Raw genomic sequence first — 21997 nt, forward strand, 5'->3', positions numbered from 1 at the left:
ATGCCGTTGCGCGTGCAGCGCCGAAACCGGCCATGGCCTTTGGAGACGCCTTTCATGAAGATCAACGACCCTGCCGTGCTTGCCGAAGTCGAGGCTGCCTTCGCGACTTATGAAAAGGCGCTGACGAGCAACGACGTGGCCACGCTGGACGCGCTGTTCAGGGACAGCCCGCTGACGCTGCGCTATGGTGTGGCCGAGAACCTCTACGGCCATCATGAGATCGCCGCGTTCCGCTCGGCGCGCTCGCCCGTCGGGCTCGAGCGCGCGCTCGAACGCACCGTCATCACCAGCTATGGCGATGCGATGGCGACCGCCAACACGATGTTCCGCCGCGCCAGCATGCAGGGCAAGGTCGGCCGGCAAAGCCAGACCTGGGTCAAATTCCCCGAAGGCTGGCGGGTCGTCGCCGCCCATGTCAGCGTCATCGCGGAATGAGCTCCTTTCGCGTCGGGCCATGACCTTCGCCACGACCTTGGCCATGACCGGCGCGTCGATGCCTGTGATGCAGGCGCCGACGCCCCTGCCCGTTCTCCGGTGCTGATGCCATGCCGCCCCACGCCCTCCCCGCCAGAGCCAAGCCCGCAGCGCCGGCGCCGACGCGCACGGAAGCGCTGCGCCTCCAGATCGCCGACGAGATCGTCTCCGGTGTGCTCGAACCGGGGACGCCGCTCGACGAGCAGGATCTGGCGGCGCGGTTCGGCGTTTCGCGGACACCCGTGCGCGAGGCGATCCGCCAATTGTCCGCCTCGGGCCTCGTCAGCGTCCGGCCGCATCGCGGTGCGCTCGTCGCCTTGCCGACCCCGCGGCAGCTCGACGACATGTTCGGAGCCATGGCCGAGCTGGAGGCGCTCTGCGCCGGACACGCCGCCCGCAACATGACCGTGTCCGAACGGCGCGGGCTCGAAGTGCTGCACCAGGCCCTGCGCGCGCTGGTGCATGAGGGCGATCCCGCGCGCTATCACGAGACCAACGAGGCCTTTCACGCCGCGATCTATGCCGGATCGCATAATGGCTACCTGGCGGAGTTGACCCTGATGACGCGCGCCCGGGTCGCGCCGTTCCGCAGGGCGCAATTCCGGGCGACCGGACGGCTCGGCGGCTCCTATCGCGAGCACGACCTGATCGTCCAGGCGATCCTGCGCGGCGACCAGCCCGGCGCGAGCGAGGCGATGCGCGCCCATATCGGGATCGTGCGCGATGCGTTCAGGAGCTATGCGGGCGCGCCCTGACGCGCGCCTTGCGCCGCAATATAGGCCCGCCAGCCCCCGAACGCGCTGACGTCGCGCGCCGCTTCGGTCGCGATCTGCTCGCAGAGAAAGCCCTTGACCCGCGTGCCGTCGGCCAGCGCCAGCGTGCCGATGCCGAGAGGTGAAGGAATCCCGGCAACGAACCGGCCAAAGCCTTCAGGAGGCAGCGCCCAGACCTCGAGTGCGATCGGAACTCCCCCTGGCCCGACCCGGATCAGGCCCGGCCGCGCCGGCGGGCCACCCGGCAGGGCAAAGAGACGGTATTCGGCGCTTGTACTTGTCGCGCGCTGGAAGGTCGCGCCGAGCGCGGTCAATTCGCCGTTCAGCGGCATGCCCGAGAGATGCGCGCCGACGACGGCGATCTCCAGCATGCCGGTCGCGGCAGCAACCGGCTCGTTCGCCGGCGGCAGCGGCAGGCCGGTCGCGCCCAGCGTCAGTCCCGACGCCTGATGGAAGGCCCGCCCGAGGCCGGCCAGCGCCGCGTCCTGGCCGGACGGCGCGATCAAGGTGACGCCGGCTGCCGTACCGTCCTCCATCAGGCTTACCGGCACGGCGAGCGCGCACATGTCGAGCAGGTTGACGAAATTGGTGTAGCGGCCGAGCAGCGAGTTCCGGCCGATCGGGTCTGCGGCCATCTCGGCCAGGGTGACCGGCCGCGGCATGGTCGGCACCATGATGGCATCGATGCCCTTCAGCGCGGCCCGGGCGCGGAGAGCAAGCCCGGCCAGCCGATATTGCGCCGCGAAGGCCTCGGCCGCATCCGGCAGCGGCCGCCCCGTGATGACCTGCCGGATCACCGGCAGGATCGCCTCGGGTTCGGCCATCAACAGGTCGCGGATGGCGAGATAGCGCTCCGCTACCCAAGGCCCGTCATAGAGCAGTTGGGCGGTCTCGTAGAACGGCGTCATGTCGATGGGGACGATGATCGCGCCCAGCGCTCGCGCCCGTTCGACCGCAAGGGCAAAGCTCGCCGCCGCCGCCGAAGCGCCGTCGAAATCGAGATCGGCCGGGCGCGGGATGGCGAGCCGCGGGTGCGGCGCCAGCGCGCCCGGCCGCCCGAACGGTATCGAACGGGAGAACGGGTCGGCCGCATCGGGGCCGGCGATCACCTCCAGCACGGCCGATGCGTCATCGACGGTCAGCGCGAACACCGAAACGCAGTCGAGCGTGCGGCAGGCCGGAACGACGCCCACCGTCGAGACCAGGCCGAGGCTCGGCTTGAGACCGACGAGGTTCTGCAGGCCGGCGGGCACCCGGCCCGACCCCGCAGTGTCGGTGCCGAGCGCGACAGGGACGATGCCGGCCGCGACCGCGCAGGCGGAGCCTGAGCTGGAGCCTCCCGGAACCAGGTCGGGGCGCAAGGCGTTGCGCGGCACGCCATAGGGCGAACGCGTGCCGTTCAGGCCGGTGGCGAACTGGTCGAGATTGGTCTTGCCGATGATGATCGCGCCCTCTGCCCGCAACCGCGCGACCACGCCGGCATCGGCGACGGGGAGATAGGAGAAGGCCGGGCATGCCGCGCTGGTGGCGAGCCCGGCGACATCGATATTGTCCTTGACCGCGATGGGCACGCCCCAGAGCCTGCGCCCCCGCGGGCCCTCGGCCTGAAGGCGCGTCGCCTCGGCCAGCGCCTCCGTTTCGAGCCGCAGGCTGATGAAGATCGCTTCGTCATCATGGTCGCGATAGCGCGCATAGGCTGCCGCGACGGTCTCCGGGATGGTGCGCCGACCGGCAAGATGATCGGCGAGAAGCATGGTCATTGTGCTCACGAGATAGCCTCTCTGCTTTTCAGCCTATGGAATGAGCATTTGCTTGCGAGATGCATGCAAAGATTATGCATGCCGCCACCCGTATCGGCCGCGCTGCGGAGCCGGACCTGGGCGATCCGCCGATTGCGACCCTCCGGCGTTCAAATCTATCAAACGATTTCAAATCCTTAGCGGGCACCGCCCGACTCTCCGGGCCACACCCCGCGCTCAGGCACAGCCCTTGCAAAGCTTGTTCCGTTCGCCAGCGACGGGAGCGCCATTCGTGAGCCGGTCCGAGATTGCAGCCCAGCCCTTCTCGCTCAGCGTCGATTTCGCGCGAACCGCGCTCGTGATCATCGACATGCAGCGCGATTTCCTGGAGCCGGGCGGCTTTGGCGCCGCGCTCGGCAATGATGTGGCCCTGCTCGGCGCGGCGGTGCAGCCCTGCAAGGCCATGCTCGCAGGAGCCCGCGCGGCCGGCATGCTGGTGATCCACACGCGCGAGGGCCACCGGCCCGATCTCTCGGACGCGCCGCCGGCCAAGGTGCTGCGCGGCGATCCAGCCAGGCGCATCGGCGCTGCCGGGCCGATGGGGCGCATCCTCATCCGCGGCGAGGCCGGCCATGACATCGTGCCGGCGCTGGCGCCGCTGCCCGGCGAACCGGTGATCGACAAGCCCGGCAAGGGCGCCTTCTACCAGACCGATCTCGACCTGATGCTGCGCAATCGCGGCATCGAGACGCTGCTCGTCAGCGGCGTGACGACCGAGGTCTGCGTCCACACCACCGTGCGCGAGGCGAATGACCGGGGCTATCGCTGCCTCGTCCTTGGCGACGCCTGCGCCTCGTATTTTCCGGAGTTCCACAGAGTGGGCTTGGCGATGATCGCAGCCCAGGGCGGGATTTTCGGCTGGGTCTCGTCCACGGACGCGGTGCTGGCCGCCCTCGCAGCCAGGGACCGGGCTGCCTGAGCGCGGAGGTGAAGACCATGACGAGCGCGACAAGCAGGCCGCACCTGTGGACGCCGGGCGACTGGAACGCCCTGTTCGGCTTCGGCACCAATATCCTGGTCAACCTGCTGGTGCTGACCGGGCTTCTGCAGTTCGTGCTGAAGATGCCCGGCGAAATCGTCTTCGGCCGTATCCTGCCCGCGCTTGGCCTGATGATGCTGCTCTCGACCGGCTATTACGCCTGGCTCGCCTACCGGCTCGCCCGGGAAACCGGCCGCGCCGATGTCTGCGCCCTGCCCTCGGGCATCAGCGTGCCGCATATGTTCGTCGTCACCTTCGTGATCATGCTGCCGATCGCGAGTATGACCGGCGATCCGATCAAGGGCTGGGAGGCCGGGCTCGTCTGGGTGTTCTTCCAGAGCTTCATCCTGATGGCCGGCGGCTTCATCGCGCCCTATATCCGCAAGGTCACACCGCGCGCGGCGCTGCTCGGCACGCTGGCCGGCGTCTCGATCGCCTTCATTTCGATGCGCCCGGCACTCGAGATCTTCCTGACGCCGGCGATCGGCCTCACCTGCCTCGCGATCATCCTGGTCAGCTGGTTCGGCGGCGTGCGCTACCCCCGTGGCATCCCGGCGGGGCTGGTCGCGATCGCCTTCGGCATGGTCATCGCCTGGGGCTCGGCCCTGCTGGGGCTCGATGTCGGGGGCCTGAGCCTCGCCAAGCTGGGCGCCGCCTTCTCGACCTTCGGTTTTTCGCTGCCGCTGCCGGCGGTCGACCATGTCTTCTCCGGCTTCTCCTATCTCGGCATCATCCTCGTCACGGCGATCCCCTTCGGCATCTACGATCTCGTGGAGGCGATGGACAATGTCGAGAGCGCGGAAGCGGCCGGCGACCATTACCCGACGACGCGGGTGCTGACCGCCGACGGCGTCGTCAGCCTGATCGGCTGCCTGATGGGCAACCCGTTCATCAATGCCGTCTATATCGGCCATCCCGGCTGGAAGGCGATGGGCGGACGCATCGGCTATTCCGCTGCGACCGGGCTGATCGTGATCGTGCTGTGCTGGTTCGGCGTCATTGCCCTGTTGCTGGCGCTGATCCCGCTGGTCGCGATCTCGCCGATCCTGCTCTATATCGGCATGCTGATCGGCGCGCAGGCCTTCCAGACCACGCCGGCAAGCCATGCGCCTGCCATCGTTCTGGCGCTGACGCCGCATCTCGCGGCCTGGGCCAAGGTGCTGATCGACGGAGCGCTCGGCGCGGCCGGGACCAATGCGGCCGCTGTCGGCATCGACAAGATGGCCAGTATGGGCGTGCTCTATCACGGGCTCGAACTGATGGGTGGCGGCGCGATCCTGTCCGGGCTGGTGCTCGGCGCCATCGCCGTCTTCGTCATCGAATCGCCGTCTTCGTCATCGAAAAGCAGTTCCTGCACGCAGCGGGCTTTGCGGCCGCGGGCGCCGTCCTCACCTATTTCGGCCTGATGCATGGCGAGGCGATCGGCATCGGCAAGGGGTTCGGCGTCACGCCCTCGATCAGCCTCGCCTACGCGATCGTCGCGGGCTTCCTCTTCCTCTGCGCACGCACGCTCTCCGTCGTGACCGCGGCGAAGACGATGACCACCGAGCCGCGCGGCAAGCTGGAGCCGGCGGAATGAGCGAACCGAAGCCCGTCTTCGATGCGGCGCGCCATTGCGATGCGATGGCGCCCGCGCTCGGCCTGGAGATCAGCGAGGAGCAACGCCCGGCCGTCCTGCAATTCCTGGCGGTGGCGAAGGCCATGTCCGAGATCGTCTTCGCCGCGCCGCTCGACGAGGCCAGCTTCGAGCCGGCCGGCGTGTTCCGCGCCGGGCGCCCGCATGATGGAGAGCCTGCGTGAGCTTCGATGCCTTCGCACCGGCCCACCGCATCGCGGCCGATATCAGGGAGGGCGTGATGACCGCGGAAGCGGTCATCACCGGCTTCCTCCAGCGGATCGAACGCCTGAACCCGGCGATCAATGCCTTCACCGACGTCACCGTCGGGCGCGCGCTGGCGCAGGCGCGCGCAGTCGATGCCAGCCGCGCAGCCGGCGCGCTCCTCGGCCCTCTCGCTGGCGTGCCCTTCGCCGCCAAGAACCTGTTCGACATTGCCGGCCTGCCGACGCGGGCCGGTTCGAAGATCAACCGCGAGCGCCCGCCCGCCCCGCGCGATGCCGTGCTGATCGAGCGCCTGACGGCGGCAGGCGCCGTGTTGCTCGGCGGCCTGAACATGGGCGAATACGCCTATGACTTCACCGGCGAGAACGCGCATGACGGCCCCTGCCGCAACCCGCACGACCTCAGCCGCATGGCCGGAGGTTCATCCTCTGGGTCAGGCGCCGCGACGGCGGCGGGGCTCGCCCCGATCTCGCTCGGCTCGGACACGAACGGGTCGATTCGCGTGCCAAGCTCGCTTTGCGGCGTCTTCGGGCTCAAGCCGACCTATGGCCGGCTGCCGCGCACGCGCAGCTTTCCGTTCTGCGACTCGCTCGACCATCTCGGCCCCTTCGCCCGGGACGTGACCGACCTCGCGATGGCCTATGACCTGATGCTGGGCCATGATGCGGGGGATCCGGCCTGTGCGCGCCAGGCGGCCGAGGCGACGCTGCCGACGCTGAAGCAGGGCGTCGACGGCCTGCGCATCGCAGTCGCCGGCGGCTATTTCTCGACCGATGGAATGCCCGATGCGGAAGCTGCCGTCGCCGCGGTCGCGCAGGCGCTGGGTGCGGCGCGGCCGCTCGATATCGCCGGAGCGGGCATCGCCCGGGCCGCCGCCTTTCTGATCACCAATGGCGAAAGTTCGGCCTTCCATCTGGCCCGGCTGCAGCAACGTGCCGATGATTTCGACCCGGAGACCCGCGACCGTTTCCTCGCCGGCGCGCTGCAGCCGACGGCCTGGTATCTCCAGGCGCAGCGGGCACGGCGCTGGTTTCATGACGAGATGATGCAGCTGTTCGACACGGTCGACCTGATCATCGCGCCGGCCACGCCCTGCGTCGCACCGGAAATCGGCAGCAAGACCATGGTGCTGCGGGGCGAGACGGTCGCCTTGCGGCCCAATCTCGGCCTGTTCACGCAACCGATCTCCTGCATCGGCCTGCCTGTCGCAGCCGTGCCCGTTTTCGCCGGCGCCCTGCCGATCGGGGTGCAGCTCATCGCCCCGCCCTGGCGCGAGGACCTTTGCCTGCGCGCAGCCCATGCCGTGGCGCAGGCTGGGATCGCGACAGCGAGGCCGGCACATCATTCCTGATCGTCGCGCGCTCCCTTGGAAACATCGTTGCCTGGGCGGCCATGTGCTTGCCGGCAACAGTATCGGAGGGATAGTGCCCGCCGTCGTGGATGAGGACCACAGCCGGACCGCCGAAAAGGCTCGTTCGCCGGGACCAGCATGAACTCCGGTCGCCGACCCCTCACAATCCCGTACAATCCACAAGTCGCGCCGCTTCCTATAAGCTGCGATTATGAGGGACGTCTGATGCGCGCGCGACAGCTCGAAGTGTTCCGGATGGTCATGCGCTGCGGCACGATCACCAGCGCAGCACGGGCGCTGAACGTTTCGCAGCCGGCGCTAAGCCAGATCCTCCTGCACACCGAGGACGAACTCGGTCTCAAACTGTTCCAGCGCGTCAAGGGACGGCTCATTCCGACGCCAGAGGCCGAGGAATTGTTCCCCGAAGTGGACCGGCTTTTTGGCGATCTCGCCGGCCTGCGCCGACGAGCACAGGATTTGCGGCTCGGCAAATCCGGCGTGGTGCGGCTCGCCGCCTCGGCGCCGCCCTCGCTGTCGCTGGTACCGGAGGCGCTACGGCATTTCAGGGCCGCTCATGCGGATATTCGCATCCTCTCCTTCGTCGTGCCCGCGGAGGTGATTGTTGTCATGATCGATCGTGGCGATGCCGGGCTCGGCATCGCCATGACCGACCAGACAATCCCGCTGATCGATACCGAGATCATCGGGCATACCCAGATCGTCTGTGTGCTTCCTGTTGGTCATGCTTTGGCGCAACGCGACGCAATCGATGCCGCCGATCTCGTCGGCGAGACCTTGATTTCGTACCGAGCCGAGTCGCTGCCGGGCCAGTTGCTGCGCGATGCGCTGGGCCGCGAGGGCGTCCCGTTTCAGCCGGAAATCGAGATCGACGTTTCGATCATCGCGCTCGCCTTCGTGCAGCAGGGGCTCGGCATCGCGATCGTCGACGGGCTGTTACCCTGGCACAGTTTTCCCGGCCTCGTCACGCGCCCCTTCCGACCTTCTGTCGCACTTCCGCTCTGCCTTCTGACCAGCGCCAGGCGGCCATTGTCGCGCAACCACGAATTGCTGCGTGACCATCTCCGGAGAGCCTGCAGCGAGCTTGGCCTGACGGTGCCCGGCGCATCAAAGGCATAATCCAGACTTATGGGGTTTGCGGCAATTGATCTTGGACGCCGCGGCCGCGGCCACGGAGACTGCCCCCCTCTCCTGCATGGCGGTCTGGATCATGAGCTGGCGTATTGGTGTCGATATCGGCGGTACCTTCATCGACTTCTGTGCGCTGGAGACCGACACCAATCGTCTCGAGACGATCAAGGTCCTGACAACGCCAGACGAGCCGGGACGGGAATTGCTGGACGGATTGGCGCTGCTCCACGAGCGCCACGCCATCGCGCCAACGGATGTGACCTCCTTCGTTCACGGCACAACGGTCGGCATCAACACCATCATCCAGCGCAAGGGCAGCCGGCTCGCCCTCATCACGACAGCCGGCTTCGAGGACGTGATTGAACTGGCGCGCCTGCGCATGCCGGAAATGTATTCGCTGTTCTGTGCCCGCCCCGAACAGCTGATCCCGCGCGACCTGATCTTTGGCGTACCGCAGCGCACGCTTGCCGGCGGCGCCGTCGTCGAGGAGCTGGATCGCGCGGCGCTTGAAAAAGCGGTGGAGAGCGCCCGCAAGAAGGGAGCCGACGGCATCATCGTCTCCTTCCTGCATTCCTATCGCAATCCGGTCCATGAGGCCCGTGCGAAGGCGCAGATCACGGCACTCGCGCCGGAGCTGTTCGTCTTCGCATCGAGCGAAGTCTGGCCGGTCATCCGCGAATATGAGCGCACGACGACGGCGATCCTGAACGGCTATGTGCATCCGCGCGTCGCGCGCTACCTCGCCTCGCTCGAAGCAGCACTAGCCTCGCGCGGCGTGCCGGCGGCTCCCATGCTGACCAAATCGAATGGCGGCGTCATGAATGTCGAGGCAGGCAAGACGGCCTGCGTGAACATGCTGCTATCGGGTACGGCATCAGGTGTCATAGGCGCGGCCTATCTTGCCGAACAGGCCGATGTCACCAACGTGCTGACGCTCGACATTGGTGGCACCAGCGCGGACCTCGCGCTGATCATCGATGGCGAGCCGCAATTCGGCACTGGCGAGGTGATTGGCGATTTCCCGCTCTTCGTACCCAGCGTCTCGGTGACCTCGATCGGGAGCGGCGGCGGCTCGATCGCCTGGGTCGACCAGTTCGGCGTGTTGAAGGTCGGCCCGGAAAGCGCGGGATCGACACCTGGGCCGGCCTGCTATGGGCGCGGCGGCGCACGCGCCACCATCACCGACGCGATGGCGGCCTGCGGCTTCCTGGGCCACGCGCCGATTGCCTATGATCAGATCGGCATGCACCGCGAGCGCGCCGAGGCGGTGATCGGAGAGCTCGCCGTGCGCCTCGACTATCCCCTGCAGGCGACCGCCGAGGCGATCATCGAAGTCGCGATCTCCGAGATGTTCGTCGAGGTCAACAAGCTCGTCGCGCGCTTCGGCGTCGACCTGCGGGACTTCACACTGATGCCCTTTGGTGGCGCTGGGCCCATGCTGGGCTGTTTTCTGGCGCGCGAACTCGGCATTCCCAGAATATTGGTGCCGCCACGCCCGGGCGTTGTGAGCGCGCTCGGCGGGCTCATTGCCGATGTGAAGGGCGATTTCATCCAGACGATTTTCGCAACGTCCGAACCGGCATCAGTGCCCCGGCTCAACGAGGCACTGGCCCGGCTCAAAGCCGATGGCGAGGCCTGGATCAGGGGCGAGCAGGGTTTCAAAGGGCCCGTCATCGAAAGCCTCTCCGCCGATATGCGCTATCACGGCCAATCCTTCGAGATCGAGGTGCCGCTTTCGGAGGCCTGGATCACCGAAGGCAACATATCGGCGCTCAACACAGCGTTCCATCGCCAGCATCTCGCGATCTACGATTTCAACGACGAGGCCGCCGAGGTGCAGATCGTCAATCTGCGGCTCATCGTTGCGGGCGCGACCGCCCGGCCGAGCCTGACGCTTGCTCCTCCGGCCGCGACGCAGCTTCGTCCGGAAAGGATGATCACGGTCTGGCTCGACGGCGAGAGCCGCGAGGTCGCGCTCTATCACCGCTCGGCGCTGCAGCCCGGCCATCGCTTTGCCGGCCCGGCCGTTGTCGCGCAGGACGATACCACCATCTGCATTCCGTCGGGATTTGACGGCCATGTCGATGCCGGCCTCAACCTTCACCTCAGCTTGCGGACGGATGCCTGATCATGGTCGACAAGGTCACCCTGCAGGTTCTTGCGAACCATTGCCGCGCCGCCGCGGAGAACATGGCCTACACGCTGTACCGGACCGCGCATTCGACCTTCGTCAAGGAGACGGAGGATTTCACCGTCATGCTGATGGACAAGACCGGCCGGGTCGTCGCGGTGCCGATGGATCTCGGCGCGACCTGGTACCCCGGCATGAACTACAACCGTGCGATCGACCTCGTCGACGAATACCGGCCGGGCGACATCGCCTTCACCAATGATCCCTATAGCGGCTATCTCGCCACCCACGCTCCGGACACGCATCTCTGGAAGCCGATTTTCCACGAGGGCGAGATCGTCTGTTTTGTCGGTGGCCATGTCCACAACACCGACATGGGCGGCGCGGTACCGGCAAGCCTGTCGCGTTCTCTGACCGAAATCCACCAGGAGGGTATCCGCTTCCCGCCGATGACCCTGGTCCGCGATGGCGTGTTTGACGACAAGATCCTGCGGATCATGATGATGAATGTCCGCAAGCCCCAGCTGAACATGGGCGATCTCAAGGCCCTGGCCGGTGCGCTCAACACGGGCGAGCGCAAGATCCAGGCGATGATCACCAAATTCGGCGCCAAGGGCTTTATGGACGGCCTCGAAGGCTTGATGGACTACGCCGAGCATCAGGCCCGCGATATCCTGCGCTCGATCCCCGATGGTGATTACTTCTTCTCCGATTACGCCGATGAGGACGGCGTCGACGGTAATCCGTGCCGGCTCGCGCTGACTCTGACGATTAAGGGCGACGAGGCCACCCTCGACTTCACCGGCTCGGACCCGCAGCTGACCTCCTCGCTGAACGTCCCGACCGGCAGCGACCCGCGCCACACGCTGCTGCTCGTCGGCGTCTACTATGTGCTCTACACGCTGAACCCGCAGCTTCTGCTCAATTCCGGCCTGACGCGGCCCTTCACGTGCATCGCACCCGAGGGCACGGTGCTGAACCCGGTCTTCCCGGCGGCGGTAGGCATGCGGAGCCTGACATGCGCGCGGCTTCGCAGCCTGATCTTCGGCGCTTTCAGCCTTGCCATGCCCGAGCGCATGCCGGCAGCTCCGGCCGGATCGAGCTCGATCGTCAACGTGATGACCACCGATGAGCACACGCATCGCAGCGTCATCGCCGCGATCAATCCGGTCGTGGGTGGAGGCGGCGGCATGCCCCATCGCGATGGCCCGAACGGCTCGGGCGCCGACAGCGCCTATCTCAAGAATACGCCGATCGAGATCACAGAGACCGAGGTTCCGATCCAGTTCGTCCGCTACGGGCTGTTGCCGGATTCGGGAGGCGCCGGCCGTTGGCGTGGGGGGCTTGCGACCGTGATGGAGTTCAAGGTGTTTGCACCCAACACCCGCATCACGGTGCGCAACCGCGATCGTTCGCGCTTCCGGCCCTGGGGCACGCTCGGCGGGCGCGCATCGGAGCCGTCGAACTTCCTGATCAACCCGGGCGCCGCCAATGAGCGCATCCTCGGCAATATCGACATCGCCATCGCCGAACCGGGCGACGTCATCCATATCCATTCACCAGGTGGAGGCGGACGTGGCTCGGCGCTCGAGCGCGAGCCGGAGCGCGTGATGCTGGATGTGGCGCGGGGCTATGTCAGCGCAGAGGCAGCGGCCTCCCTTTATGGCGTGGTCATCGCGGATGGCGCCGTCGATCCGGCCGGGACAACCGCGCGCCGGAGGGCGATGGCGGCGCTCGCGCATGGCACGCATTTCCATTTCGGACCGGAGCGGGACGCGTTCGAGGCCGTGTGGGACGCCCCGACCTATGCAAGCCTGACTCGGATACTCAGCGCCTTGCCTGTGCACTGGCGCTTCTTCACCAAGACGAAGATCTTCGCCGCAATGCTGACGGGGCCCGCTGGGCAAAAGTCTGATGTCACGGCGGCCTTCGCGCGCGTCCGGCGGGATTATCCTCAGGTGCCGGACCTCGAGCCCGCGCGCCTTCAGACATCCTAGAGGCGCCCTGGATCGCGGAGGCACGGCTTGAACCGACTAATGATTTTTGAACGCCCGTTCGGGTCCGGGGTCAGGCGCCGGCCAGTGTCACGGCATCGCCCGGCCTGATCTCGCCGGGCACCAGAATGTCGCAATAGATTCCGAAGTTGCGGTTGTGACGCTTGACCACCGTGCGCAACAGCTCGACATCGACCGGAAGCCCCTCCTGCTCGATAGTGATGAAGCCGCACCGCCCACAGGGGATGCTGCCCTTCAGAACGACATCGCCGATGCGGATTTCACGGCCAAGCCAGGCATTCTCCGGAATCGCCTCCTGCTCGTCCGGCCACGCGACCACGATATTGGGCCGGAAACGACGCTCGTCGACGATGCTTCCTGGCAATTCGCGCTCCAGGCTTCGCAAGGCAGCGGTTGTCAGGAGATGGATCGGCGCATGCTCATAGCGCGGCCGAAAACCACCCTGCCCACGCCCGACGAACGGCTTCAGGTTGGCCGGAAAACCGAAGACGGAGGATAGGGCCTCGACGGCGCCTGCATCGTCCGGCTGCGCCCAGGTCGACCCGTCGGCCGAGATGGATACGCCGGCTTGAGACGTCCAGCGCGCGTGTCCTCGCGGGACCTCGACGAAATGCCTCTCGCGGCCGGGCGAGGCGATGCGCTCGTTCGATGCGTCAACGACGCCCCAGAGCCGATCGCCCACGACGCCGGATGCATCGAGCGGAGCGACGTCCAGGCGCTCGCCCGCCATCGAGCTGACCGGATAGCGCCAAAGCGAGGAAACGCGTCCAGACACGGTCACGGCAGGGCCATTCCTAGATCGAGCACGTCAGCAGACCCTGTGCCGTCGGAATGTCGTGACATCGAGAAACCGCTCCTCACGTTGTTGAATCCCGTCGGATGGCGGCATCCGAACTTGCGGCCACGCGAAGGTCGCCCCAACGGACCATTCGCAGCATCGGGCCGAGCGGCGCAGGGACGATCGTTTCACCATCGTTCGATGCTAAACCATGCGGCACAGGGTGCAGGCGCCGATGGCGCGGCCGGACCGAGCAGAAGCTGCCGATTCCTGAGCCGTGTTTGGCATAGCCTTCCAGGTCAGATCCGGATGCCGCGACAGGCGCATATGTTCTCGTCGCAGACCGGGCCGGCGGGGGGACCTAATAGCTTGCCCTCAACAGGTCCATGTCGGGGTAGAGCGCATCGATGGCTTCGATCTCGGCACGCAACTCGGCGATGATCCACTCCCGGATCTCCCGGACGACCGGCCGAGCCTGGCGGTTGCGCGGCGTGACCAGCACGCAGGTCCGGGAGCCCACCGTCAGACGTTGCGAGGCCGGCACGAGCGCACCCACGATCAACGCGTGCGAAACGACTGTGGTCCAGCCAAAGGCGATGCCTTGCCCGAGCAGGGCAGCCTGCACGACGACGGCATAGTCGGAGAAATTCAAGGTTTTGACCGGGCCGCCGCGGCCGGTCGCGAATGGGGGATATTGCTCCGCCCAGTCCGACGAGCTGTCGGTCAGCTGGATGATGGTGTTGCCGTCGTCTGATGCCGTTGCGGCATCACGCCGATAGCCGGGGCTGCAGACCGGAAGCATGACTTCGCGAATGATGACAGCCTCGGCCGAAACACCCTCGTCGGCCTCGGCGAAGCGCATGCCGAGATCGACATTCTCGACCGGCCCGCGCAGGGAGCCGGCGATCATCTGAAAGCGCAGGTCGACGGCCGGAAAATGCCGCTGAAAGCGGTCCATGCGCGGCATCAGCCAATGGGTTGTAAAGGCGGAGGAGACCGAAAGCGTCACGGCCTCCTTGCCATCGCGGAGTTGCTCGATTTCACGCAACCCGATCTCGATGCTGCGGAAACCGTCCGCCACACGGCGGTGCAGCACCTCCCCTTCCCTGGTCAGTACCGCGCCCTTGCCGCCGCGCTCGAACAGCTTCACGCCCAGGTGTCCCTCGAGCCGCGACAGCATGCGACTGACCGCCGGCTGGGTGACGTTCAGCTCGTCGGCTGCGCGCGTAAAACTACCGCTGCGCGCGGCTGCCTCGAACACGAAGAGCGCATTGCTCGACGACACCATGCGGCGCAGCTCTGACATTACATCAGGTTATGATCAGGCTGATTATTTGGCAATTGCCGCTGTCGGCCAAAATTACTCTTATAGCGACGTGAAATGCAGCTTCGCAGCGATGGCCCCGGAGAGGGCTGCGTTGCCTGACGGCAAGTGCCGGACCTGGATGCCGGGCATAAGATCGCCTTATGGCTCGATCCGAAATCGGTCTTTGCCGGGACGCACCAACAGCCGCTGTATTCCTCACGGGAGAGCACGATGGCAGAATCCGGTGGCGAGCGCGTCGAGATCCGGTCCGCAAGCAAGATCTACGGATCGGTGCGGGCCCTGGACGGCGTATCGCTCGACATCGCACCGCAGGAATTCGTCTCGCTGCTCGGCCCGTCCGGCTCCGGCAAGACGACGCTGCTGGGGATCCTGGGCGGCTTCATCCAGCCTTCGGGCGGCTCGATCCATTTCGGCGGGCGCGATGTCACCTTCACGCCGCCGCACAAGCGCGATATCGGCATCGTCTTCCAGAATTACGCGCTGTTTCCGCATATGAGCGTCGGCGAGAATGTCGCCTTTCCGCTTCGGGCGCGGCGGCTGCCAAAATCAACCTATGCGGAGCGGGTTCGAAGCGCGCTCGCGATGGTCGATCTCGCTGGCTATGAGGAGCGCGGCATCGCCCAGCTTTCCGGCGGACAGCGTCAGCGCGTCGCGCTTGCCCGGGCCATGATCTTCGAGCCGCGGCTGATCTTGATGGATGAACCGCTCTCGGCGCTGGACAAGCAGCTGCGCGAGAGCATGCAGATCGAGCTGCGCCAACTGCACAAGCGGCTCGGCGCAACCATCATCTACGTGACGCACGACCAGCGCGAAGCGCTGACGATGAGCGACCGCGTCGCCATTCTGAAAGACGGCAAGCTCGTCCAGATCGACGCGCCAACCCGCCTGCACGACCACCCAAGCAATGCCTTCGTGGCGAGCTTCATCGGGGAAGCTGCCCTGCTGCCGGTTGAGCGGGTCGATGGCCAGCATGTGTCATTGGCTGGCACCGTGCTCGCGACAAGCCGCAAGATTCCGCCCGCCGGCGATCTGCTGCTGGCGATCCAGACAGAGAAGCTGCTCGTCGCAGGTCCAACGGACGCGCCCGAGCGCAACAGTTTTTCGGCTGAGGTGACCGACATCGTCTTTCAGGGCGAGAGCCTGCGCGTTTTCCTGAGGATCGACGGCGGCGCAACGCTCAGCCTGCGCCAGCCCAGTCACTACGAGGCCGCCCGCCGGATTCCGCCGATCGGCGAGCGCATCCAGGTCAGCCTGCACCCCCAAGACACGATCATCGTACCCAAAGGCGGTTGATCGCTCGGCCCTCCCCGCCCCTTTCAAGAGAAGTCGACACCATGGCGCTCCGTGATTTCAAGGTTCTCACATTCGATGTCGTCGGCACGCTGATCGATTTCGAGACCGGCATCCTCAACGCGGTGCGCAGGATCGGCGGCGCAGCCGCCGCCAAGCTCTCGGACGACGATATCTTCGGGCCGTATCTCAGGGGCCGCGAGCTCAATTACGAGCGCTCGAGCGAGGTGATGGGCCGCGTCTACATCCATCTCGCGAAGGAACTCGGCTTGCCGCATGATGACGCCGCCGCCGATGCCTTCCAGCACGCGATCCTGCGCCACCCGGCCTTCCCGGATTCCGTCGAGGCCCTGGTGCGGCTTCGCAAGCATTTTCGGCTGGTGGCCATGACCAATGCCGACCGCCCGACCTTCGCATTCTATTCGCAGGCACTGGGAAACCCGTTCCACGACAGCGTGACCGCTGACGAGGCCATCCACCCAAAGCCCGATCCGCTGTTCTTTGCGTTCAATCGCGGGCGGCAGTCGGCCTTCGGTTTCAAGCAGGAAGAGATCCTGCATGTGGCCCAGAGCCAGTATCACGACATCGGCGTCGCCAAATCGCTCGGTTACACCACGTGCTGGATCGAGCGGCGCCAGGGCCAGAAGGGTTTTGGCGGCAGCCCGACCGTGGAGGTCACCAAGCCGGACTACCACTTCGCCACGCTGAAGGCGCTCGCCGACGCTGTCGAAGCAGAGAGGGCGTGATCCAACGTGAGCAACGCCGCCGCCTGGCAATCCCTGGAGGCCGCCCCTTCGCTCTGGCGGGCGACGGCCAACGACCTGCGCTCCCTGCCCGTCCTGCATGGAGACAAGCAGGCCGATGTCGCAATCATCGGTGCTGGCTATACCGGGCTCTCGGCAGCGCATCACCTGGCCAAGAGCGGCCTCAATCCGATCGTGATCGAGGCCAACCAGCCCGGCTGGGGCGCCAGCGGCCGCAATGGCGGCGTCATCACCGCCAAGTTCCGATTGCCCTTCCCGGCGATCGCCGCTGCACATGGCAAGGCGATGGCGCGGCGGATGTACGAGATCGCCCATGAAGCAACCGACATCGTTGCCGAGCTGGTGGAGGCATTCGACATTGCCGATGCCGCGCTGACGCGCTCTGGCCAGGTCAAGGCCGCGCATAACCAGGAGACGCTGAACTACGCCGTCAGGGAAGCTGAATGGCTGCGCTCCGAGCTCGGCGACACGACCATGTCGGTGCTCGACGCCGATCAGGTGCGCGAAGAGACCGGATCAGCCGGTTTTGTTGGCGGCGTGCTCAATGCCGGTTCCGGCGGCATCCATCCGCTGAACTATCTCCGCGGTCTCGCCAATGGCCTGCTTGACCGCGGTATCTACATCTATGCCGATACGCCGGCGCTGGGACTGCGCCGGGAAGGCGACGGCATTCTGGTGGAAACCCCGCAGGGCACGGTTCGTGCCCGCCAGGCGATCGTCGCGACCAACAGCTATTCCGATCTCACGGCGGCAACGGCCTACTACCGCACGACGCTGATTCCGTTCCGCAGCGCGATCATCGCAACCGACCCGCTTTCACCCAATCTTGCCGCAAGCGTGATGCCGACGCGCCGGACCTACACCGAGACCAAACGCATGATGCGCTGGTTCCGCATGGTCGACGACCGGGTCGTCTTCGGCGGGCGCGGCGCCTTCGGCAAGAAGGACTCTCCGGCTGCGTTCCGCGCCCTGCACAAGGCAATGGTTGGAATTTTTCCGCAGCTGGCCGACGTGCCGCTGGCCTATCGCTGGTCCGGGCTCGTTGCGATGACGCTGGATTCGGTGCCGCATGTCGGGCGCGCCGATGATCGCGTGCTTTTCGCGATGGGCTACAACGGCGCCGGGGTCGCGATGGCAAGCCTGATGGGGCGCTATCTTGCGGCCTACGCGCGCGGCGAGACGCCGGATGTCGGCCTGCTCGACGCCGCCCGCATGCGGCACGTGCCCTTCTATCCGCTTCGGGAGCCAGCCGTGCGCATGGTCGCCGGCTGGTACCAGTTTCTAGACGCGATCGGACGGTAGCTCGAAGATCCGATCCAACAAAAGGGGACCAGACCATGGCTGAGCGATATGGGAAGACCCGGCTTGCGGGCACGGCCGCAGCCCTCTCGATGGCACTGATCGGCTCCATGCCGGCCTTTGCCGAGGAGATACTCTTCGTTTCGCAGGGAGGCGCCTATCAGAAGGCGCAGACCGTGGCGATCCTCGACCCCGCCGCCAAGAAGCTTGGCATCACCGTCAATCAAGACAGCGTTCCAGACGCCTGGCCGATCATGCGCTCGCAGGTCGCGACGGGTAAGCCGACCTGGGACGTCGTCGACGTCGCTACCAATTTCTGCCTGCGCGGTGGCGAGCAGGGCATCGTCGAGAAGCTTGATTTCAGCAAGATTCCCAACGCCGCCGCAATGCCCGCGGAGTATCGCAGCGACTACTCGGTCGCCTATGAATTCTATTCCAGCGTGATGGGCTACAACCTGAAGAAATTCCCCGACGCGGCGTCGGCCCCCAAGACCTGGGCAGATTTCTGGGACGTGAAGAAGTTTCCCGGCCGCCGCTCGCTGCGCAATCACCCCCTCGCCACGCTGGAAGCCGCGCTGATGGCGGACGGGGTCGCGCCCGACAAGCTCTACCCGCTCGATGTCGATCGCGCGTTCAAGAAGCTCGAGGAGATCAAGCCCCACATCACCGTCTGGTGGACGTCGGGCGCGCAATCGGCCCAGCTCCTGAATGACGGCGAGGTCGACATGGTGATGGCCTGGAACGGCCGCATCAGCGCGCTTGCCAAGGAAGGCGCAAAGGTCGCCTACACCTATAACCAGGGCATCCTGCAAAGCACTTCGCTATGCGTGCTGAAGGGCGCACCGAACTTGCCGACCGCGATCAAATTCCTGAACGAGGCGGTCGACCCGGTGCATCAGGCCAACCTCCCGCTGCATATCGATTATGGACCGGCCAATCCCAAGGCCTACGACACCAAGGTCATCCCCGAGGCGCGCGTCAAGGAACTGCCGAGCGCGCCCGATAACGCCAAGGTACAGGCCCTGATGTCGTATGCCTGGTGGACCTCGGCCGCAGGCGAAGCGGCCGAAAAGCGCTGGCTCTCCTTCGCCCAGAAGTAGCCTCGCCACACGGCATCGGGCTCGGGTCGCGCCCAAGGCGGACCCGAGAATCCCTTGGAGGAGATGCTCGGGGCAAGCCCGAGCCTGACGGGAGAGACAGGATGAGCGTCATCGACCCCTCCGACCGCTACCGGCGCCGCGAACAGGGGCTCATGCTCCTGCTCGCCTCGCCGGCCGTGATCGTGATCGTGGCGCTCGTCGTGCTGCCTGTGGGCTGGCTGATGGGCCAGTCCTTCTACGACAACGGCTTCACACTGGAGAACTATCGCCGGATCTTCAGCGAGGACGTCTACTGGCGCAGCTTCATCCTGACCTTCCGAATCGCACTGATGGTCACGGTACTGACGCTGATCCTGGGCTATCCCGTCGCGTATGCTGCGGCTCATGTCAGGCGGCCCTGGGACGTGCTGATCCTGAGCTTCGTGATCCTGCCGTTCTGGACCAGCGTTCTGGTGCGCGCCTATGCCTGGCTCGTCCTGCTGCAGCGCACGGGCGTCGCCAATCAGGTTCTGGAGCGCTTAGGACTGATCAGCGAGCCGCTCGCACTGGTCCATAACGAACTCGGCACGGTGATCGCGACCGTCCACATCCTGCTGCCCTTCATGGTGCTACCGCTCTATTCCACCATGCAGAAAATCCCCCGCGAACTCATGCTTGCCGGCGCGAGCCTGGGCGGGGGGCCACTTCACAGTTTCCTGCGCATCTTTCTGCCATTGTCGCTGCCAGGCGTCATCGCGGGCGTGACACTGGTCTTTGTCCTGACGCTCGGCTTCTACATCACGCCCGAACTGTTGGGTGGCGGGCGCACCATCATGATTTCGATGGTCGTGAGCCGGAATGTCGAACTCTACAACCAGTGGGGTGCAGCAAGCGCGGTCGGCGTGGTGCTGCTCGTCTGCGTGCTGGCGATCTTCATGGCCGTCGGGCGGATCATCCCGCTCGACAAGATGCTGGGGCAGAAATGAAACAGCCCCTCCTTCCGCGCATCCTCTTCGGAGCTTTCGTGGCTCTGGTCCTGATCTACCTGATCCTGCCGCTGCTGATTATCGTGCCGATGTCGTTCTCCGGCACGCGCTTCCTCACCTTCCCCCCGCCCTCCTTCTCCCTGCGCTGGTACGCCGAGTATTTCGGCAATCCGAACTGGATGCAGGCGACGCGCATCAGCCTGATGATCGGGGCCCTGACCGTATTGATCGCCACGCCGCTGGGAACGGCGGCGGCCTACGCCATCAGCAATGGTAACGGCCGGTTGATGCGGGCCCTGCATTTGATGCTGATGCTGCCGCTGATCGTGCCGATCATCATCATCGCGATCGGCATCTTCTTCATCTACGCCAAGGTCGGCTTGATCTCGACATTGACCGGGCTCGTCCTGGCCAACGTCATGCTCGGCCTGCCCTACGTGATCACCTCGGTCGTGGCAGGGTTGCAGAGCTTCGACCCGACGCAGGAGATGGTCGCGCGCAGTCTCGGCATGAACCGTCTGCGCGCCTTCCTCACGGTGACGCTGCCGCAGATCAAGGCCAGCGTCTTCGCCGGCGGCATCTTCGCCTTCATATCGGCGATCGACGAGACCATCATCGCGCTGTTCATCTCGGGTGGTCGATACCAGACACTGACGAAGCGAATGTTCACCGCACTGCGCGACGAAATCGACCCGACCATAGCCTCGATCTCGACCTTGCTGACGGCGGCGTCCTTCCTGCTCGTGCTGCTGGCGATGAGCGGCCAGAAGCGAACGGCCACTTAGGACGAGGCGCTTCCGGCAATTGCCGCAGGATTTCAGATTGCGGACGCAGCAAAATCGACGGCCCCGCCCACAAGCCGGTCGACGGCAGGCAAGTCGCCTCAGACATCGCGATCAGGGCGTTCCCCTGCCCGCCAGCCCGATGATCTGCTGCAGCAAGGCCGAGGTGTCGTTCCGGCGATAGCTGAGGATGATCGGGCTGGTGAATCTCTCATCGAGATCGAGGAACTGGACATCGTCGCGGCCGAAGCGCCGGACCGAGGCCGGCACGACGCAAATCCCGACGCCCGAGGCCACAAGGCCGAGCGCGGTCTGCACGTCCCGGACCTCCATACCGATGCGCGGCCTGACCCCGGCCTCGCGGTAGAAGGACAGGACCTGATCGGCATAGCTCGGCCGAGGCGCCTTCGGGTACAGGATCAACGGCTCCGTCTCGAGATCGGCCAGCTTCGGCTTCCGGCCGCTTGCCAGCAGCGCATGGGCTCCGCCGAGCGCCACGCATAATCCCTCCTCGCGCAGCACCTTGCGCACCAGCATGTCGTCATCGAAGCGCAGACGCCCGAAGCCGACATCGATGCGACCGTCCTTCAAGGCGGAGATCTGCTCCAGCGTCGTCATCTCGAGGAGTTGCACCTCGACATCCGGCACCAGGATGCGAAAATCGCGGATCAATTGCGGCAGCGTGTCGTAGAGCGTCGAGGCGACGAAGCCGACATTGAACTGCAGCACGAGACGCTTGCCGATGCGCGTCGTCATGGCGCTCATCTCCTCGACGCGCTGCAGCACCTGTTGCCCCTGCTCGTAGAGATAGCGCCCGGCCTCGGTCATCGTGATCGGCCGGCCGCGATCAAGCAGGCGCACGCCAAGCTCCTCCTCCAGCTGCTGGATCTGCCGGCTCAGCGGCGGCTGGGCGATATGGAGCTTCTCGGCGGCGCGGCTGAACGAGCCCTCCGCGGCGACGGTCGTGAAATAGCGCAGATGACGCAGATCCATCGCTGCCTGCTCCTCCCGCTCTCCGATCGATGCAGTGCGGCTGCATCCCGGAGACCGCCATCATGGCGGTTGTCACATGCTCGCGGGCGAATGCCCGGCTTCCGCGCCGCATCGGCAGGGAAGCCGGGCTTCCATACCGTAGGGGTATTAATTTACACCAAAACGATCCTGTCCAGCGACACTATGCC

Annotated in this window: 18 protein-coding genes and 1 pseudogene; 15 read left to right on the forward strand and 4 right to left on the reverse strand. The window is 65.9% G+C overall.

Annotation, left to right across the window (positions count from 1 at the left end; translation table 11 throughout):
- The first annotated feature begins 54 nt into the window (after nt 1-54).
- Both hpxZ and BIWAKO_RS00330 read left to right on the forward strand, forming a co-directional pair.
- Nucleotides 55-435: an oxalurate catabolism protein HpxZ gene (hpxZ, locus tag BIWAKO_RS00325; protein WP_069882032.1), complete on the forward strand. Its 381-nt coding sequence runs from the start codon at nt 55-57 to the stop codon at nt 433-435.
- 110 nt (nt 436-545) lie between these two features.
- Entirely contained in the window at nt 546-1229 is a 684-nt protein-coding gene (locus tag BIWAKO_RS00330) for a GntR family transcriptional regulator (RefSeq protein WP_069876805.1), read from the forward strand.
- Here BIWAKO_RS00330 and atzF read toward each other — a convergent pair.
- On the reverse strand, nt 1211-3007 hold the full coding sequence (gene atzF, locus BIWAKO_RS00335; protein ID WP_069876807.1) for an allophanate hydrolase: 1797 nt from the start codon (nt 3005-3007) through the stop codon (nt 1211-1213). The genes BIWAKO_RS00330 and atzF overlap by 19 nt on opposite strands.
- Nucleotides 3008-3278: 271 nt before the next feature.
- On the opposite strand from atzF, the gene BIWAKO_RS00340 reads away from it, so the two are divergent.
- From BIWAKO_RS00340 to BIWAKO_RS00370, 7 genes and pseudogenes are all read left to right on the forward strand, one after another.
- A complete protein-coding gene (locus BIWAKO_RS00340) occupies nt 3279-3965 on the forward strand; it encodes a cysteine hydrolase family protein (protein WP_069876808.1) in 687 nt (228 codons plus the stop codon).
- Nucleotides 3966-3982: 17 nt separating this feature from the next.
- Nucleotides 3983-5604: pseudogene (locus BIWAKO_RS00345) on the forward strand (regulator).
- Entirely contained in the window at nt 5601-5825 is a 225-nt protein-coding gene (locus BIWAKO_RS00350) for a DUF4089 domain-containing protein (RefSeq protein WP_069876810.1), read from the forward strand. Before BIWAKO_RS00345 ends, BIWAKO_RS00350 begins: the two are co-directional and overlap by 4 nt.
- Entirely contained in the window at nt 5822-7216 is a 1395-nt protein-coding gene (locus tag BIWAKO_RS00355) for an AtzE family amidohydrolase (protein WP_069876812.1), read from the forward strand. The genes BIWAKO_RS00350 and BIWAKO_RS00355 overlap by 4 nt, the downstream gene beginning before the upstream one ends.
- A 225-nt stretch (nt 7217-7441) precedes the next feature.
- Nucleotides 7442-8353: a LysR family transcriptional regulator gene (locus BIWAKO_RS00360; RefSeq protein WP_069876814.1), complete on the forward strand. Its 912-nt coding sequence runs from the start codon at nt 7442-7444 to the stop codon at nt 8351-8353.
- A 91-nt stretch (nt 8354-8444) separates the two neighbouring features.
- Nucleotides 8445-10493 carry a hydantoinase/oxoprolinase family protein gene (locus BIWAKO_RS00365; protein ID WP_084652103.1) on the forward strand — a complete coding sequence of 683 codons (2049 nt, stop codon included), beginning with the start codon at nt 8445-8447 and terminating at the stop codon, nt 10491-10493.
- Nucleotides 10494-10495: 2 nt separating this feature from the next.
- Nucleotides 10496-12493 (forward strand): hydantoinase B/oxoprolinase family protein, encoded by a 1998-nt coding sequence (locus BIWAKO_RS00370; RefSeq protein WP_069876815.1) that lies wholly within the window; start codon nt 10496-10498, stop codon nt 12491-12493.
- A 70-nt stretch (nt 12494-12563) separates the two neighbouring features.
- Here the strand turns inward: BIWAKO_RS00370 and BIWAKO_RS00375 are convergent, their stop codons facing one another.
- Both BIWAKO_RS00375 and BIWAKO_RS00380 read right to left on the reverse strand, forming a co-directional pair.
- Complete coding sequence (locus tag BIWAKO_RS00375) at nt 12564-13292, reverse strand: MOSC domain-containing protein (protein ID WP_074471489.1); 729 nt, start codon at nt 13290-13292, stop codon at nt 12564-12566.
- A gap of 358 nt (nt 13293-13650) precedes the next feature.
- On the reverse strand, nt 13651-14595 hold the full coding sequence (locus BIWAKO_RS00380) for a LysR family transcriptional regulator (protein ID WP_069876817.1): 945 nt from the start codon (nt 14593-14595) through the stop codon (nt 13651-13653).
- A 231-nt stretch (nt 14596-14826) separates the two neighbouring features.
- On the opposite strand from BIWAKO_RS00380, the gene BIWAKO_RS00385 reads away from it, so the two are divergent.
- The 6 genes from BIWAKO_RS00385 (at nt 14827) to BIWAKO_RS00410 (ending at nt 20819) form a co-directional block, all read left to right on the forward strand.
- Nucleotides 14827-15909 carry an ABC transporter ATP-binding protein gene (locus BIWAKO_RS00385; RefSeq protein WP_069882035.1) on the forward strand — a complete coding sequence of 361 codons (1083 nt, stop codon included), beginning with the start codon at nt 14827-14829 and terminating at the stop codon, nt 15907-15909.
- 41 nt (nt 15910-15950) lie between these two features.
- On the forward strand, nt 15951-16652 hold the full coding sequence (locus BIWAKO_RS00390; RefSeq protein WP_069876819.1) for an HAD-IA family hydrolase: 702 nt from the start codon (nt 15951-15953) through the stop codon (nt 16650-16652).
- Between the two features lie 6 nt (nt 16653-16658).
- Complete coding sequence (locus tag BIWAKO_RS00395; RefSeq protein WP_069876821.1) at nt 16659-17972, forward strand: NAD(P)/FAD-dependent oxidoreductase; 1314 nt, start codon at nt 16659-16661, stop codon at nt 17970-17972.
- Between the two features lie 89 nt (nt 17973-18061).
- The gene (locus BIWAKO_RS00400; RefSeq protein WP_176733452.1) at nt 18062-19069 is read left to right on the forward strand and encodes an ABC transporter substrate-binding protein; all 1008 of its coding nucleotides are present in this window, start codon (nt 18062-18064) and stop codon (nt 19067-19069) included.
- Between the two features lie 101 nt (nt 19070-19170).
- The gene (locus BIWAKO_RS00405; protein ID WP_244523327.1) at nt 19171-20034 is read left to right on the forward strand and encodes an ABC transporter permease; all 864 of its coding nucleotides are present in this window, start codon (nt 19171-19173) and stop codon (nt 20032-20034) included.
- Complete coding sequence (locus tag BIWAKO_RS00410; protein ID WP_069876824.1) at nt 20031-20819, forward strand: ABC transporter permease; 789 nt, start codon at nt 20031-20033, stop codon at nt 20817-20819. Before BIWAKO_RS00405 ends, BIWAKO_RS00410 begins: the two co-directional genes overlap by 4 nt.
- Before the next feature lie 111 nt (nt 20820-20930).
- On the opposite strand, the gene BIWAKO_RS00415 is transcribed toward BIWAKO_RS00410, so the two are convergent.
- Nucleotides 20931-21809 carry a LysR family transcriptional regulator gene (locus BIWAKO_RS00415; protein ID WP_069876826.1) on the reverse strand — a complete coding sequence of 293 codons (879 nt, stop codon included), beginning with the start codon at nt 21807-21809 and terminating at the stop codon, nt 20931-20933.
- Nucleotides 21810-21997 lie beyond the last annotated feature (188 nt).

Origin of the sequence: Bosea sp. BIWAKO-01, from assembly GCF_001748145.1 — a bacterium.
GTDB lineage: Bacteria > Pseudomonadota > Alphaproteobacteria > Rhizobiales > Beijerinckiaceae > Allobosea.

What these genes read in the sequence shown, in the direction of transcription:
- BIWAKO_RS00400 (WP_176733452.1), top strand. Translation starts at nt 18,062, where the DNA reads ATGGCACTGATCGGCTCCATGCCGGCCTTTGCCGAGGAGATACTCTTC.
- BIWAKO_RS00385 (WP_069882035.1), top strand. Translation starts at nt 14,827, where the DNA reads ATGGCAGAATCCGGTGGCGAGCGCGTCGAGATCCGGTCCGCAAGCAAG.
- BIWAKO_RS00390 (WP_069876819.1), top strand. Translation starts at nt 15,951, where the DNA reads ATGGCGCTCCGTGATTTCAAGGTTCTCACATTCGATGTCGTCGGCACG.
- BIWAKO_RS00415 (WP_069876826.1), bottom strand. Translation starts at nt 21,809, where the DNA reads ATGGATCTGCGTCATCTGCGCTATTTCACGACCGTCGCCGCGGAGGGC.
- BIWAKO_RS00365 (WP_084652103.1), top strand. Translation starts at nt 8,445, where the DNA reads ATGAGCTGGCGTATTGGTGTCGATATCGGCGGTACCTTCATCGACTTC.
- BIWAKO_RS00370 (WP_069876815.1), top strand. Translation starts at nt 10,496, where the DNA reads ATGGTCGACAAGGTCACCCTGCAGGTTCTTGCGAACCATTGCCGCGCC.
- BIWAKO_RS00350 (WP_069876810.1), top strand. Translation starts at nt 5,601, where the DNA reads ATGAGCGAACCGAAGCCCGTCTTCGATGCGGCGCGCCATTGCGATGCG.
- hpxZ (WP_069882032.1), top strand. Translation starts at nt 55, where the DNA reads ATGAAGATCAACGACCCTGCCGTGCTTGCCGAAGTCGAGGCTGCCTTC.
- BIWAKO_RS00410 (WP_069876824.1), top strand. Translation starts at nt 20,031, where the DNA reads ATGAAACAGCCCCTCCTTCCGCGCATCCTCTTCGGAGCTTTCGTGGCT.
- BIWAKO_RS00380 (WP_069876817.1), bottom strand. Translation starts at nt 14,595, where the DNA reads ATGTCAGAGCTGCGCCGCATGGTGTCGTCGAGCAATGCGCTCTTCGTG.
- atzF (WP_069876807.1), bottom strand. Translation starts at nt 3,007, where the DNA reads ATGACCATGCTTCTCGCCGATCATCTTGCCGGTCGGCGCACCATCCCG.
- BIWAKO_RS00360 (WP_069876814.1), top strand. Translation starts at nt 7,442, where the DNA reads ATGCGCGCGCGACAGCTCGAAGTGTTCCGGATGGTCATGCGCTGCGGC.
- BIWAKO_RS00330 (WP_069876805.1), top strand. Translation starts at nt 546, where the DNA reads ATGCCGCCCCACGCCCTCCCCGCCAGAGCCAAGCCCGCAGCGCCGGCG.
- BIWAKO_RS00405 (WP_244523327.1), top strand. Translation starts at nt 19,171, where the DNA reads ATGAGCGTCATCGACCCCTCCGACCGCTACCGGCGCCGCGAACAGGGG.